This window comes from Nitrospira moscoviensis (assembly GCF_001273775.1).
Taxonomy (GTDB): Bacteria; Nitrospirota; Nitrospiria; order Nitrospirales; family Nitrospiraceae; genus Nitrospira_D; species Nitrospira_D moscoviensis.
On the sequence record NZ_CP011801.1, the window covers coordinates 3,994,533 to 4,008,720 of the forward strand.

Annotated in this window: 18 protein-coding genes and 1 pseudogene; 15 read left to right on the forward strand and 4 right to left on the reverse strand. The window is 58.3% G+C overall.

Going from position 1 to position 14,188, the window contains the following annotated elements:
• Positions 1-57: 57 nt before the first annotated feature.
• The 7 genes from NITMOv2_RS19440 to NITMOv2_RS19470 all read left to right on the forward strand — a co-directional run bounded on the left by NITMOv2_RS19440 (position 58) and on the right by NITMOv2_RS19470 (position 4,634).
• Entirely contained in the window at positions 58-900 is an 843-nt protein-coding gene (locus NITMOv2_RS19440; protein ID WP_083448222.1) for a M48 family metallopeptidase, read from the forward strand.
• A 211-nt stretch (positions 901-1,111) separates the two neighbouring features.
• A complete protein-coding gene (locus NITMOv2_RS19445; RefSeq protein WP_053381443.1) occupies positions 1,112-1,729 on the forward strand; it encodes a TetR/AcrR family transcriptional regulator in 618 nt (205 codons plus the stop codon).
• Between the two features lie 147 nt (positions 1,730-1,876).
• Positions 1,877-2,701 carry an SDR family NAD(P)-dependent oxidoreductase gene (locus tag NITMOv2_RS19450; protein ID WP_053381444.1) on the forward strand — a complete coding sequence of 275 codons (825 nt, stop codon included), beginning with the start codon at positions 1,877-1,879 and terminating at the stop codon, positions 2,699-2,701.
• Complete coding sequence (locus tag NITMOv2_RS19455) at positions 2,698-3,180, forward strand: YHS domain-containing (seleno)protein (RefSeq protein ID WP_238590399.1); 483 nt, start codon at positions 2,698-2,700, stop codon at positions 3,178-3,180. The genes NITMOv2_RS19450 and NITMOv2_RS19455 overlap by 4 nt, the downstream gene beginning before the upstream one ends.
• A gap of 131 nt (positions 3,181-3,311) precedes the next feature.
• Positions 3,312-3,701, forward strand: a complete 390-nt coding sequence (locus NITMOv2_RS19460) for an antibiotic biosynthesis monooxygenase family protein (RefSeq protein WP_053381445.1) — start codon at positions 3,312-3,314, stop codon at positions 3,699-3,701.
• Between the two features lie 119 nt (positions 3,702-3,820).
• Positions 3,821-4,042 carry a tautomerase family protein gene (locus tag NITMOv2_RS19465; RefSeq protein ID WP_053381446.1) on the forward strand — a complete coding sequence of 74 codons (222 nt, stop codon included), beginning with the start codon at positions 3,821-3,823 and terminating at the stop codon, positions 4,040-4,042.
• 28 nt (positions 4,043-4,070) lie between these two features.
• Positions 4,071-4,634, forward strand: coding sequence for a carboxymuconolactone decarboxylase family protein (locus NITMOv2_RS19470; protein WP_053381447.1), 564 nt, complete (start codon positions 4,071-4,073; stop codon positions 4,632-4,634).
• A 208-nt stretch (positions 4,635-4,842) separates the two neighbouring features.
• Here NITMOv2_RS19470 and NITMOv2_RS19475 read toward each other — a convergent pair whose 3' ends face one another.
• Positions 4,843-5,610, reverse strand: a complete 768-nt coding sequence (locus tag NITMOv2_RS19475) for an SDR family NAD(P)-dependent oxidoreductase (RefSeq protein WP_053381448.1) — start codon at positions 5,608-5,610, stop codon at positions 4,843-4,845.
• Between the two features lie 119 nt (positions 5,611-5,729).
• On the opposite strand from NITMOv2_RS19475, the gene NITMOv2_RS19480 reads away from it, so the two are divergent.
• Positions 5,730-6,071: a winged helix-turn-helix transcriptional regulator gene (locus tag NITMOv2_RS19480; RefSeq protein WP_053381449.1), complete on the forward strand. Its 342-nt coding sequence runs from the start codon at positions 5,730-5,732 to the stop codon at positions 6,069-6,071.
• 70 nt (positions 6,072-6,141) lie between these two features.
• On the opposite strand, the gene NITMOv2_RS24315 is transcribed toward NITMOv2_RS19480, so the two are convergent.
• Together NITMOv2_RS24315 and NITMOv2_RS19485 are read right to left on the reverse strand one after the other, a co-directional pair.
• A complete protein-coding gene (locus NITMOv2_RS24315; RefSeq protein WP_476638862.1) occupies positions 6,142-6,615 on the reverse strand; it encodes an AAA-type ATPase lid domain-containing protein in 474 nt (157 codons plus the stop codon).
• Positions 6,616-6,648: 33 nt separating this feature from the next.
• Positions 6,649-7,739, reverse strand: a pseudogene (locus NITMOv2_RS19485) (sigma 54-interacting transcriptional regulator); the annotation flags it as partial.
• A gap of 212 nt (positions 7,740-7,951) precedes the next feature.
• Here NITMOv2_RS19485 and NITMOv2_RS19490 point away from each other — a divergent pair.
• From NITMOv2_RS19490 to NITMOv2_RS19520, 7 genes are all read left to right on the forward strand, one after another.
• Complete coding sequence (locus tag NITMOv2_RS19490; RefSeq protein WP_053381450.1) at positions 7,952-8,521, forward strand: carboxymuconolactone decarboxylase family protein; 570 nt, start codon at positions 7,952-7,954, stop codon at positions 8,519-8,521.
• A 63-nt stretch (positions 8,522-8,584) separates the two neighbouring features.
• Complete coding sequence (locus tag NITMOv2_RS19495) at positions 8,585-9,391, forward strand: cysteine hydrolase family protein (protein ID WP_083448398.1); 807 nt, start codon at positions 8,585-8,587, stop codon at positions 9,389-9,391.
• A 44-nt stretch (positions 9,392-9,435) separates the two neighbouring features.
• Positions 9,436-9,810 (forward strand): DsrE family protein, encoded by a 375-nt coding sequence (locus NITMOv2_RS19500; RefSeq protein WP_053381451.1) that lies wholly within the window; start codon positions 9,436-9,438, stop codon positions 9,808-9,810.
• A gap of 72 nt (positions 9,811-9,882) precedes the next feature.
• A complete protein-coding gene (locus tag NITMOv2_RS19505) occupies positions 9,883-10,482 on the forward strand; it encodes a pyridoxamine 5'-phosphate oxidase family protein (RefSeq protein ID WP_053381452.1) in 600 nt (199 codons plus the stop codon).
• A gap of 100 nt (positions 10,483-10,582) precedes the next feature.
• Positions 10,583-11,827: an ABC transporter substrate-binding protein gene (locus NITMOv2_RS19510; RefSeq protein ID WP_053381453.1), complete on the forward strand. Its 1,245-nt coding sequence runs from the start codon at positions 10,583-10,585 to the stop codon at positions 11,825-11,827.
• A gap of 9 nt (positions 11,828-11,836) precedes the next feature.
• A complete protein-coding gene (locus tag NITMOv2_RS19515; RefSeq protein ID WP_053381454.1) occupies positions 11,837-12,316 on the forward strand; it encodes a nuclear transport factor 2 family protein in 480 nt (159 codons plus the stop codon).
• Positions 12,317-12,387: 71 nt separating this feature from the next.
• On the forward strand, positions 12,388-12,825 hold the full coding sequence (locus NITMOv2_RS19520) for a winged helix-turn-helix transcriptional regulator (protein ID WP_274519486.1): 438 nt from the start codon (positions 12,388-12,390) through the stop codon (positions 12,823-12,825).
• A gap of 374 nt (positions 12,826-13,199) precedes the next feature.
• Here NITMOv2_RS19520 and NITMOv2_RS19525 read toward each other — a convergent pair whose 3' ends face one another.
• Positions 13,200-14,183, reverse strand: a complete 984-nt coding sequence (locus NITMOv2_RS19525) for a hypothetical protein (RefSeq protein WP_145976441.1) — start codon at positions 14,181-14,183, stop codon at positions 13,200-13,202.
• Positions 14,184-14,188 lie beyond the last annotated feature (5 nt).

The window sequence follows — 14,188 nt, forward strand, 5'->3', positions numbered from 1 at the left end:
CCTGTCGCTCGCAGGACACTTCTGTCTCTTGGCGCGACCGCGGCATGGCGCATCGTCATGTCGGTGAGCGTCATGGGAAGCCTCGCCGCGTGCTACCGCGCTCCCGGCACGGCGCGCGACCAGCTCATTTTCTTCTCGGAAGAGAAGGAACTGGAATTCGGACTCAGCGCCTATCGGGAGGTGTTGCGGCACGCGCGCGTGAGCGAGAACAGCGAGACGAACGACATGGTCCAACGGGTCGGGCAGCGGATCGCCAACGCCTCGAACAAACCTCAGTATCAGTGGGAATTCGCCGTGATTGACGATGACAAGACGATCAACGCCTTTGCGTTGCCCGGCGGGAAGGTGGCGGTGTTTACTGGGCTGCTCAAGGTGACGAAAAGCGAAGCGGGGTTGGCCACGGTGATCGGCCATGAAGTGGCGCACGCGCTCCAGCGTCATGGAGTCGAGCGGATGAGCCGGAGCATCATCGATCAAATCGCCCAACTGGGCGCGATCGGCGCCGCGGCGGCTGGGCAGGCAGGGGGAGGCGCGATCCAGGGTGTATTGGGGGCCTACGGCGTCAACGTGTCCCTGCCGTTCAATCGCAAGCAAGAATCGGAAGCGGACTACATCGGACTGCGATTGATGGCGCAGGCGGGCTACGACCCGCGCGAAGCCGTGCCGTTCTGGGAACGCATGAGCGGCTGCCCCAAACAGATGATCGGGAAACTGTGCTTCCGCTCGCAACATGCCATTCCCGAGTTTCTCTCCACGCATCCATCCGATCTGACGCGTATCAATCAGATCGAAGGGTGGTTGCCGGATGCGTTGCAGCATTACCACGGCCCTGACGGCGGGATTCTCCCGCGTCGTGCTCCGTACCAGCCACTCATCGGGCCGATGCCGAAAGAGAGTTAGGAACATAATAGATCTGCTGGGCCATTTCTGGCCAGCGTGGCTCATCATCGAAGTGTGGACGATTGTGGGTCTCAAGGGGAGGCAAGATGGGGCTAGGCCATCTTAATAAGCTTGCTCTACCGCTCAATCGAGATTGTTCGAGGCAAACATGGAAGGATCTGACAGCCATCGTCGGCAGGTGAGGCCACCATCAGATGGCAAGGCTTGACATATGGACCGTTCGGTTCATATAGTGATTGTTATGACGCTTGGCCGCCCTATCGAATTTGATCCGGAGAAGGCACTGGATGCAGCCGTAGACGTATTCTGGTGCAAGGGCTATGAGGCCACGTCGATGAGCGACTTGCTCACTGCCATGAAACTCTCCAAGAGCAGTCTCTACCAGAGCTTCGGCGGCAAACGCCAGTTATTTACACGGTGTTTGACTCGTTATCAGGAACGGTTCACTTCAGAACTGAGCCATGGTTTGAGGGAAGCCAAGTCTGGACGACGTTTCATAGAAGCAGTCTTTCGGGCCGTTGCCGATACGGCGCAGCAGCCGGACGGTGAAAAGGGTTGTCTCGTCGCCAATTCAGCCAGCGAGTTGGGTCAGCGGGATACCGTCTTCGCGAAGCCAGTGGCTCAGGGTTTGCACGGTCTCGGAGACGTGTTTAGAGCCGCGCTCAAGCGGGCTCAAACGGAAGGTGAAGTGTCGCCTCATGCCGATCTCAATGCGCTGGCTAGCTATCTGGTGAGCTCCATGACCGGCTTGAGGACGCTCATCAAAGCGGGCCTGGATAAACGAGCGGCGCGATCCATGGTTCCTTTGATTCTTAAGTCGGTGGAGTAAGTGTTTTTTTGGCTAAATATGGACCGATCGGTCCAGTATAAGTATGGGATCTTGAGGATGGGGCCGCAAAGACATGCGTGGATCGCGATGCACCTTGTGAGCCGATAGAACACGGGTTTAGGAGCGCTACAAAGGAGGAGATGATAGATGGATCAGGAGGCGCAAGCGAAATACGGACCGTGGGCCTTGATTACCGGAGCCACGTCAGGAATTGGACGCGAATTGGCTCGCCAACTGGCATCCAACCATATTCACATCGTTGCGGTGGGACGGCGCCACGCGCACCTGGACGAACTCGCGACTGAATTGAAGACGGAATTTGGGGTCACTGTGCTCCCTGTGCCAGCGGATTTACGCGTTCCGGAGGCAATTCAGACGATTGTGTCGTCGACAGAGGGACTCGACATCGGTCTCGTCATTCTCAATGCCGGGGCCGAACTCACCGGGAGTTTCGTGCATACCGATGAAACGGCCCATCTCCAGCTCGTGCAGCTCAATGCCGTCGCGCCCATGCAGTTAGCCCAGTACTACGGGCGGCGCCTTGCCGCGCGAGGTCGAGGCGGGTTGATGTTCGTCTCCAGCTTATTTGCCTATCAAGGCGTGCCATATGTCGCGCATTACGCGGCCACGAAGGCCTATCTCCTGAGTCTGGGCGAAGCGTTGCATGTGGAACTCAAGCCGTATGGGGTGGATGTCCTGGTGCTATCGCCTGGTCTCACCAATACGGAGATGACGGCCAATATGGACATCGACTTCTCCAAGCTGCCGCTGATCCCTCAGCAGCCACAGCAGGTGGCCGCCGTCGGGCTACAGGCGCTTGGGAAGAAGGCCACGGTCGTGTCCGGTCTCCTCAATAAGGTGATGGCGTGGGAAAACCGGCTGCTGCCTCGCGCCACACCGGTGTCCTTGCTCGGATTTCTCATCAAGCGGGCGCTCAAGAGAGGGGCCTGTCCAGAAGGGAAGGTGGCATGATGGAAGTGTTCCGTCGATGGGTCAAAGTCAGTGTTGGAATCAGTCTCCTGGTCGGTGCCAGTCTAACTCTAGCGGGACCTGCCGAGTCGGGCCAATTTTACGAGCGACATGGGGTGGCCATCGATGGCTTCGACCCGGTGGCCTATTTCGAAGACCACAAGGCGGTCAAAGGCTTGCCCTCGCTTTCTCATGTCTATAAAGGATCGACCTTCCTCTTCGCGTCCCCTGCGCATCTCGCCGTCTTTGTGCAGACGCCGGAACGATTCACGCCGCAATTCGGTGGATTCTGTGCCTATGGCGTGGCCGAAGGTGTCAAGGCCGCCATCGCTGGTGATATCTGGGAAGTCGTCGAGGGAAAGCTCTATCTCAATCACGATTCCATGGTGCAAGCGAAATGGAAAACGGGGCGGTCGGCCTTGCTTCGTGCCGCGCAGGCCAAATGGCCTGAGGTCGAGTCGTCTGCCGATGTCTATCCCTAGCGGATTCTGTCGGGAGCACGTCATCGATGGGGTCAAGTGTATCAAAGGGAGGTGTGCCATGTAATGCGTACGCTGATGAGCAGGAGCCATAGGATCATCACACCGTCTATCACAGAAAAGGAAACGCGACCATGAAGAGAATTGGAATCAACGTGCTTCGTGCTGGTGCCATGGGAACTTGGTTGCTCGCGGCGGCTGTTCTGGGGATACCGCCAGCATCTGGTGCCGAGACCGTACGTGAGGGGGCCGTGACAGAGATCATGACCTATGTCGCGGCGCCGGGGAAAGAAAAGGCATTCGAGGAGGCCCGGGCAGCCATGTTTAGTTTTCTGAAAACACAACCGGGGTTCGTGTCCGTGACCGGCCGACAGGATCTCAAAGATGCGAAGGTCCACGTCGATCTGTCCGTGTGGGCCACACGGACGCAATATAATGCGGCGTCTGCGGCATTGCCAGAGACATTGCGGTCGGCGTTCATGGGAACTGTCTCCGAGTGGAAATATTTTGGATTGACTCAGTAGACGTGGTGTTCGGTTTTGTTCGCGGGGATGAGGGGCGGCCTCACGGCGCGAAGGCGCAGGGGGCCGCGCCATGGTCTGCAAATAACCTCATGGGTTTCTATCCTGAAAGGAGAGGCACGATGCCACTCGTACAATTGAAAGGGCTCAGTGGGTATCTCAGTCTGGAGCAGAAGCAGGAACTGATCCGAAAGGTGACGGATGCAATTGTCTCCGTCGAAGGAGAAGGGCTGCGGCCCGTGACGTGGGTCATCGTTGAAGACGTTCCCTCAGGCCAGTGGGGTGTCGGCGGCTCACCCGTCACGACCGAAGGGCTGAAAAAAATGGCGGCACAAGGCAAGTAACCGGTTAATACCACGGAGGAGTACCATCATGAAGTTTCAGATTCATACGAAGGACACGGCGTCGGAGGCGTCACGCCCGACCCTCGACGCCACCACGAGAAAGTACGGATTTCTTCCCAATTTGTTTGGCGTCCTGGCAGAATCCCCGACCGCTGTGCAGGCCTATGCCGGAATTAATACAGCGTTGGAACAGAGTGCCCTCTCGCCGGTGGAGCAGCAGGTCGTGGCCTTGACCGTGAGCACCACCAACGACTGCGCCTATTGTGTCGGGGCCCACTCCACCGTGGCACAGATGGTGCGCATGCCCGAGGACGTGCTCACGGCATTGAGAGAACAGCGATCCCTCTCGGATCGGAAGCTCAATGCCCTGCGGACGCTGGTCATGTCGATCCTCCGTCATCGCGGCTGGGTGCCGGAAGAGGATCTTCAGCGCGTTGTGGCCGCAGGCTATACCCAGCGGCATGTGTTGGATGTCCTCACACTCGTCGCACTGAAGACATTGAGCAATTATGTCAACCACATTGCCCATACGCCGCTCGATGTCCAGTTTGCCGCGCAATCATGGACGTCGCAGGTTGCCGCGGTCGGCTGACACAGCCTTTCATCTGATTGCATCCGACGCGAATGATGGAGGGGCCTGCGCAGACAGAGACGCAGACCCCTCCAGGACGTCCGGAGATGTGTCGTTGCACTCTATGCAGGCGATGAGTTGAAGCTTCGCAACGCTGTCTCCCCACTCACTGCTGTCGGACGGTTTCAGCAGGCGTTCGCGCACGCACGCGCCGATCGGAGTCGATTGGCTAGTTCCGGCCCGCCATGACACCGCCATCGACATCCCAAATAGCCCCCGTCACCCATTGGGCGTCATCGCTCAGCAGAAAGGTGATGGCCTTTGCCACATCTTCCACGGTGCCAATCCGGCCAATCGGATGAAAGCTATTGAACGTGGCGAGTGTCTCGTCCATGTCCTGCGGATCAATGAAGGCCTGATAAATGGGCGTCTTGACCACTGCCGGCGACACGGCGTTGACCCGAATGTTGTAGCCGGCCAGCTCCATCGCCATATGTTGCGTGAGGGCATGCAGCCCAGCCTTCGCCATGGAATACGCAGAGGAAGGGGTCGCTTTGATGGCCTGTTTCGCCCACATCGATCCAATATGCACGATGGAGCCGCCACCGTTTGCGGCCATGTTCTTTGCGACGGCCTGTGAAATGAAAAAGAGGGCTCGGTTGAGATCCAGATAGGCGTCATAGTCTTTGGCTGTATGGTCAAGAAACGGCGTCGGCTTGAAATAGCCTGCGGCATTGACCAAGTACGTGATGTGGCGGCTATGGTCCTCGGCAAACGCAATGATGCGTTGGATGTCATTCGATTCGTACAAGTTGGCTTGAAGCGTTTCAACTGTGCCAAGCGAAGACAGTTCGCGTTGAGCCGTCTCCAGCTTTCCCGGTGAGTTGCCCGCAATCACCGTTGTGACGTCCCGAGCGAGCAAGAGCCGTGCGGTAGCGAGGCCTATTCCGCTGGAGCCGCCGACGATCAGGGCGAGTGGCTGATTAGCGCGTTGCATGAGAGCACCTCCTTACGTTAAAAGAGCGAACACAATCGTGTGAGGGCAGTCTATGACGCGCTCAGACCGAGTCCAAGCAGGTACCATGTGGTTCAGTAGGCACTAAGCGGTACATCTTGATGGAAAGACAGGCGAAAATATTTTCCCGGCGATCCGCGCCGGAACAGGGCGCTCGAATGGTGGAGACCATTTATGGGTGCAAATGGTCGCTGACGGTCTATCAGCTCCTGGCCAACGGTATTAAACGGCCGGGAGAGATGGTTCGTAGCGTGGAGGGCCTGACGACCAAAGTGCTCAACGAATGTCTTCGCAAGAACGTGGCGTTTGGCATCATCGAACGCATCGCGTACAACGAAATCCCTCCCCGCGTAGAGTATGTGGTCACGCCGTTCGGCAGAAAATTCATCCGTATCCTGGACGACCTGGACAAGCTGCAGAAGGAAATAGAATTCGACCGCTGACAGACGCCTCAGTGCATGAGACGTCTGCGCATGTCTGGACGCGCCGGCGAGCGGCGATGGGATTGCGCGGTTAAGAATCCACCTTGCCCTTCTTGATCCGCAGCGCCTTGATCCGCGATGCAAGCGTGGTCGGTTTCATGCCCAACAAGACGGCCGCACCGTCCGAGCCAAAGATCTTGCCTTTTGTGAGCCGCAAGGCCTGCACAATGTTCTCCCGCTCTTGGCGTTTCAGTTCTTCTCGGGTGGTTAGCCGCACTGCCGAAGAGATCGACGGTAATAGGGTACTGCTCTCGCGCGACGGCGTGGGTTGAAGGTGAATACGCAGGGAACTGCCTTGAGAGAGGATGACCGCGCGCTTCACGACGTTTTGCAGTTCTCGCACATTGCCTGGCCAGTCGTGGGCGGCCAGCTGGTTCAGCACCGCCTGGGTAATGCGTGGCACTCGGCGATTCATTCGCCGGGCGCTCTGAGTGATGAAATGCAGCGCCAGCTTCGGGATGTCCTCACGGCGTTCACGGAGCGGCGGAATGTGGACCGGGAACACGCTGAGACGATAGTAGAGGTCTTCTCGAAAATGACCGGCTTCGACCTCGCGTTTAAGGTCGCGATTGGTCGCCGCGACGATCCGGACATCCACTGTCCGTGTGCGCGTATCGCCAACGCGTTCGAATTCTCCCTCCTGAAGTACACGCAGTAGCTTCGCCTGCATCGCCAGCGGCACTTCCCCGATTTCGTCGAGAAAGAGCGTCCCGCGATCAGCCACTTCGAAACGGCCCGGTCGATCCGCGAGCGCACCGGTGAAGGCCCCTTCACATGGCCGAAGAACTCACTCTCGAACAAAGCATCAGGCACGGCACTGCAATTCACCTTGATCAACGCCCGGCCTTGGCGCGGGCTGCGGTCATGGATCGCACGGGCCACGAGCTCCTTGCCCGTGCCGCTCTCACCGGTGATCAGCACCGCGGCATCGGTCGGCGCGACCAGCTGGACTTGACGTAAGACGTGCTGGAGCGCTTGGCTCTCTCCGATGAATTCTCCCATCCCAAGGGCAGCAGTGACCTCCTCGCGCAGATAGAGGTTCTCCTCTTCCAGACGGGTGCGCAGCAGGCTGATCTCATCGAACGCTCGAGCGTTCGCGATGCTGACCGCCGCGTAATCGGCGAATATGCGCAGCCACTCGAAGGCTTCCTCGTCGAGCAAGCCGCGGTCGAAGAGCGCCAGCACTCCGAGGACATCATCCCGGAAAATCAAGGGCTGCGCCGCGAAGGTCCGGACTCCCTCGTGCACGAACCAGGCAGAATCAGCGATCCACTCCTCATCACCGCGAAGTCCAGCCAGCCGGAGCGGCTCGCCCGTCGCAGCCACACGCCCAATTTTTCGCTCTCCCATGGGAAACCGATGAAAGGCGCCATCCAGGCGGCCGTAGTCGGCCTGCGGATCACGCGGCACCCCAGCGCTGGCGACGAGGTGCAACCACCGGCTGTGGTCGGAAGCATCGTCCCGGCCGCGACACACTTTGCAGAGGTAGTTGGGGGTCGCGAGCCAAATCCGCGTCAGCACCGTGTTCGGACATTGGGCAATGCCGTCGGTAATCGTGCGCAGCACCGCATCAAGCCCGCGTTGTTGAGCAGTGGAGACCATCACTTGTGGGAGTTTGCGGGGATCCATTGATGGTTACAGGCTACGAGATTTCATGCATACATGCAACGACTATTCGTAATATACGAATAGTCGTTGCTACTTCCAGCCGAGATAAATCAACTAAATCACTGTATTTTCAATATCTTACTACGCGTATCCGATCAGGCACGCCATCTGCTCTAGCGATGGTTATTCAACGCGGCTGTAACCAATCAGATCCATTCACAAAGGAGGACCGTATGAATCGCATCGCACATCTCGACCCCCAGACCACCATCGGGCCGGCCAAGGCGCTCTTTGAGGGCGTCCAGAAAAAGTTAGGTGTGGTCCCGAATCTCTTTCGAGTCTTGGGCAACGCTCCGGCTGCGCTCCAAGGCTACCTCAGCTTCAACGCCGCGCTTGCGGACGGAAGCTTGAGCCCGAAGGTCCGTGAACTGATCGCGCTCGCGGTCGCCGAGACCAATCAATGCGCCTACTGCCTCAGCGCCCACACATTCATCGGCGGCAAGCTGGGGCTGGCCCAGCAGGACCTCGCCGATGCCCGGCAAGCCAACGCGGCTGATCCACGAACCGATGCCATTCTCAAACTGGCGCGCCATATCGTCGTGCAGCGCGGGGAGCTCGGGGCCCCAGAGCTTGAACAGGCGCGTACGGCCGGGCTGACCGATGGCGAGATCATCGAGACGGTAGCCCATGTCGCGCTGAATATCTTCAGCAACTACGTCAACCATATCGCTGGCACTGTCATCGACTTTCCGGAGGTCACACTCACGCACGGGTGTGCCACCTCTTCTTGCGCCTGCGGCTAGAGGCGGAAGGCGCGGGGCGTTTCTAAGGAATGGCCTATATCAATGCAGAGAAAGGATGCCATCATGACCAAAAAAATTATTCGTTCAATCATTGTGTCCCTCACGGCTGTTGTCGTGAGTCTCCCCCTGACATCAGCCGTGTATGCGCAGGACCCCAAACCGACCGTGTCGCACTATGCCGGACCACGGGAGGATGCGCCGGTTCCTCGTCCCGGCCTGACACTCAAGAAGGGTCGGGTGGCCGTGGTGGTCACCGATCCCCAAAACGATTTCCTCAGCCCTAAGGGAGTGGCCTGGGGCGTGGTCGGTCAGAGTGTGCAGGAGAACCACACGGTCGAGAACATTGAAAGTCTCTTCAAAACCGCCAGAGCGAGCGGCGTGCCGGTCTTCGTCAGCCCGCACTATTACTATCCGCATGACCACCAGTGGAAGTTCGGTGGCGCGCTGGAAGTGCTCATGCACAACATCGGCATGTTCGATCGTAAGGGGGCGTTGACGCAGGAGGGATTTGCCGGATCGGGCGCCGACTGGCTGGATCGCTACAAACCCTATATTGAAGACGGCCGTACGATCGTGACCAGCCCGCACAAAGTGTTCGGGCCCGAGACGAACGATCTGATTCTGCAACTCCGCAAAGCCGATATCAGCCAAGTGATCCTCGCCGGGATGTCGGCCAATCTCTGCACAGAATCGCATCTGCGCGAGCTGCTGGAGCAGGGATTCGAAGTCGTGGTGGTCACCGATGCCACGGCGGCCGCCAAGCTGCCGGGGTTCGACGGCTATGAAGCGGCGTTTGTGAACTTCCGCTTGATCGCGAGTGATGTGTGGAGCACAGCGCAGACGGTCAAGATTCTCTCGGCGATGAAGTAATGATTCGCCGTCATCGTTTCACTATCTTTAACCAAGGAGACCCCATGAAAACAGCCATCATTATCATGTCCGATCCGAAGAGCGGCTCAGAGGAAGCACTCGGCCGGGTTTTTAACGCACTGGCGGTCGCAGCCGAAAGCAAACAGAAGGGGGATGAGGTGGCCGTGGTGTTCAACGGCGCCGGCACGCGGTGGCCGGCGGAACTCACGAAGCTGACCCACCCAGCCAACGGCCTCTATAACGCGGTGCGTGATGTCGTGCAGGGTGCCTCCTGCGGATGCGCGGATGTCTTTGGAGCCAAGGACGGTGTGGAGGCGTGCGGTGTGCCGCTGAAGAAGGACAATGCCCTCGCCGGGACATCCGGCCTCTTGAGCCTGCGCCAGTATATGGTGGACGGGTGGAAAACGATCGTATTTTGAGACTCCCTCATTGAGGCGGCCAGGAGTCCACTCCTGGCCGCCAGAGGGCTGACGCGTGCAAGGGGTACCACGATGGCAACGAAATATCTCGATCTGACATTTACGGATTCGGTGCGCCGTGCGCAGCAGCAATATTACGGACGAGCGGGCGTGATCACCGGCGCACCCGAACGGGACCCGCTCAGCCAGGCCGAGGCCGAGTTCATTGCGGCGCGAGACAGCTTCTACCTGGGGTCCATCAGCGAAAGCGGATGGCCCTACATCCAGCATCGCGGGGGGACTCAGGGGTTTTTGCGCGTCATCGACGACACGACTCTGGCGTTCGCCGATTACAAAGGAAATCGGCAATTGCTCACAACCGGCAACGTGTCCGTGAACGACCGCGTCGCGCTGTTTCTCATGGACTACAAGAATCGCGCACGGCTGAAAATCCTTGGTCATGCCCGCGTCGAGGACGCCCGTTTCCATCCGGAACTCGTCGCGCAGATCGCCGATTCGAACATGCGGTCGAGCGTGGAGCGCCTGGTCTTCATCGACATCGTGTCGTTCGACTGGAACTGCCCCAAGTACATCACGCCCCGCTACTCGATTGGTGAGGTCGAAGAACTGGCAGAACCGCTGCGAAAGCGGATAGCCGAACTTGAGGCGCAACTGCGCGCCTATAGCAAATGAACGGCTCCAGCGCGACACCCCGCTTGCGATACGGGCGGATTGGCATATGCAGATTCCGGCATGCGCACACAACCGCGTCTCACAACCAGAGAGGTGACCCATGAATACGATTTCTCGCAGACGGTTTTTGCAACTGGCGGCGGCAACCGGCGGCACGCTGGCGTTCAGCAATCTGGCCGCGCAGGTGTTGGGACAGTCATCCGGACCACGCGTCGCGTACGCGGGCGAATCCATCAAGATCGGCATCCTCGACCCGCTATCCAGCCCCTATAAAACCTCCTCGGTTCACGATGTGCATGGGGCGACGGTGGCAGTAGATCGTGTCAACAAGGATGGCGGGGTGCTGGGACGCCAGGTCGCGATTCTGGAAGCCGACGACGCCTCGAATGTTCAGACCGCATTGAAAGCCGCCACCAAGTTCATCAAGGAAGACCGCGTGGATGCCCTCATGGGCACCTTCAATGGGGAGGTCGCGCTCGCCGTTTCTGACCTGGCCAAGAAGGAGAATACGCTCTTCATGGTGACCGGCGCGCATGTGCCGGAGCTGACGGGGGGCGGGTGCAACTCGCACACGTTCGTCTTCATGCCGAGTGCCCGGATGTTGTCCAGGGCCGTCACGCCCCATCTCGTGAAGACCTACGGGAATCGCTGGTTCATGGTCACGGCGGAGACGATGGACGGCCGGGCCGCGGAGCAGGCCATGGCCGACGCACTCCTGGCCGAAGGTGGCGAAGTGGTTGGCTTAGTTCGCACGCCCTTCGGAACCACCGACTTCACAACCGCGCTGGCTCAAGCGAGAACTGCCAAACCCAGCGCCGTCATCCTGAATCTCTATGGCTGGGATCTCGTTCATGCCCTGAAGGCCTATACAGCGGCGGGGCTGGTCAAGGAGCAGATCGGAGTGGGTGGGATGATCGGCGGCGAGCAGATCGGCCGCCCGCTCGGCTATGCCAACAACGCAGGGATCTGGGGATTGATCTGGGACCCGAAGATCAACAGTGAGAGCTCCCGGCGGTTTATTCAAGGTGTGATCGACAAGTACCATCACACCCCCACCTCGCGCTGCTACCACGGCTATGCGGCGATGACGCAGATTCTGGAAGCGATCCAACGGGCCGGCACGACCGACACGCAGGCGATCATTAGAGCGCTGGAGGGCCATGCGTTCGACGGGCTGAAAGAGGGCCGCTCCTACTTCCGCGTCCAGGACCACCAGCATGTGCAGGACGTGCTCGTGGGGAAAGCCTACGGCAAAGAACTGGGCCTGGGCCATTATCAACTGCTGGCCACAGTGCCTGGCGATTTCGGAGCAAGCACGCAAGTCCCGCGCGTGTGTACGCTATAGGAGTACATCATGTCGTCAATACAACCTATCCGACCTCCTCTTCCTCCCTTCACCTGGCACACTGCGATCCAGAAAGTGCGTCTGGCCGAAGATGCCTGGAACAGCCGAGACCCTGAGAAGGTGTCGTTGGCCTACAGCGCCAACAGTTCATGGAGGAACCGCAACGAGTTTCTGTCTGGCCGTGAGGCGATCGTAGAATTCATGCGCCGCAAATGGGCTAAGGAGCTGGACTACCGGCTGATCAAGGAACTGTGGGCATTCCACGAAATGCGCATCGCCGTGCGTTTTGCCTATGAGTGGCACGACGATTCCGGGAATTGGTTTCGGTCCTACGGGAACGAGAACTGGGAGTTCGACCAAAACGGCCTCATGCACCAGCGCCTCGCAAGCATCAACGACCTTCCCATTACAGAGGAGGAACGCCAATATCGCTGGCCACTGGGCCCTCGTCCCGATGGCCACCCTTCTCTATCCGACCTTGGCCTTTGAGGGAGTGCGTGAGCGAGGCTGACCGCCCCCATAATTGTATCAGGTCGATTGTCACTTACGCACACTGAGGCGTGATCGTTTCTGGAGTAGGTGGCCGCCACACTAGTTGTCCGATCGCATTCACCCTTGATGTCCTTGGAGATCGGTGGACCTTGTTGATCATTCGCGACCTGATCTTTAAAGGGAAGCCGTACTATGGCGAGGTTTTGGAGTCCGGTGAAGGCATTGCGACCAATGTGCTCGCCGATCAGCTCAGTCGTCTCGAGTCAGAGGAGATTGTGTCCAAACAGATCGATCCCAAGGATCAGAAGAAGTATCTCTACCAGCTGACGAATAAATGGGAGGATCTGCTACCGATGCTCCTTGAGTTAATTCTTTGGGGAGCCAGGTATGACCCGAAGACCGCAGCCCCCAAGGCCTTCATTGACCAGCTAAAGTCTGATCGAACCACCGTGATAAAAGAAACGCTCGCTCAGCTGCGAGCCAAGAAGCCCAAAGAGTCGAAGTAATTCCGGGGTGACATGCCCGTTCGCAGATGAAGAACCAGTAGAAAAGCACGCTGTCAGGTTCCTGAAATGACAAGAATCTATCGAATCCAACCTTTGACTCTTCTCAATGACGTTCGCTTCCGATGTACGCCTACCTATCTTTCACAATTTGCGCAGACACGCTTGCAACCTTTCACAGTCGCGGACTCTATGTATCACGAATAGACGTCACCGCTTTCCCAACACTTCGACACAGTTTGTTGGCTGTATATTTAGCATCCCGGTTGGTATCCAGCTGTTCGCGACCAGAGAGACGAAGCGGGTCGCACAAAGGTGACACAAACCTCATTAGCTCTGTCTTAACAGGGTAGGGATTCCATAAGGGGAAGAAGGTCTCAACTCTGGCCGGCAAACCTCTGATAGAGCGTCAGCGCATCCAGCATAAGACTGAACCCGCCTGTAGGACCGGAATCTGTAGATCCCACCCAATCATTCCACGTCTCAATGGTGCCGTACGGGAAATGCAGCGCCACGGAGCCAAACCGGCGAGTGAGCCAGCGCCCATTGGGGGACGCAAACAACCCCGAGTCATAGGTCAGCGCAAATTCCAATTCCCAGCGCGGCCTTGCCCCGTTGCCCACGGTATAATCCGCAAATGACAACGAGACCTGGCCCAGGTAGGATTGATTGGCCGTGACATTGCTCGAATAGGCGGATCCGCCATAGAGCCGGCTATACCGGCCCATGGCTGAAAATCGAACAAACCGGGACGCGTCGTGCAGTGTTGCATGATCCAAATCTGGAAAGAGCCAGGCCGCCAGTTCCCCCAGCGACAGTTGCCGGATTCCAATCCGCCCGTACAGCTCTTGATAGAGCGATCCCCCGGCAACTCCCAGACCGGCAAACCCAGTATCGCGCGATGAAAACAGCGGACTCCATCTCGTGAGGGATCCGCTAGCCATGACATCACTACCCTGGCGTGTTTGAGCGACAGGGATGAGTCCCTGGCCGGAGACCCGATGAATGCCATTCTGCACATTCTCCGATGGAGTCTCCGCTGTCGGCCCGGCCCCAAGCGTCAGATTGGCGGACCAACCGGGCAAGGCCTTGATCCGGTCCGTCCAACTGACCGTGGCAAAATTAAAGCCGGCGGTTTGATTGATGGCGTTGAAGCGATTCCGATCTCCATCAAATTCGGTAAACCGATTCACAGTGTAACCCATCATCACGGTGCGATCTCGATCGGGAAAATCGATGGCACCCCAGTGAGCCCCGGGAGCCACATTCTCTCCCTGTGCGGGCGCGGCAAAGCACAACCATATTGCGAGCAGAAACGAATGGATCGGTTGAGGAGGAAATATTCGAGCCACGGTGCACATCTCTC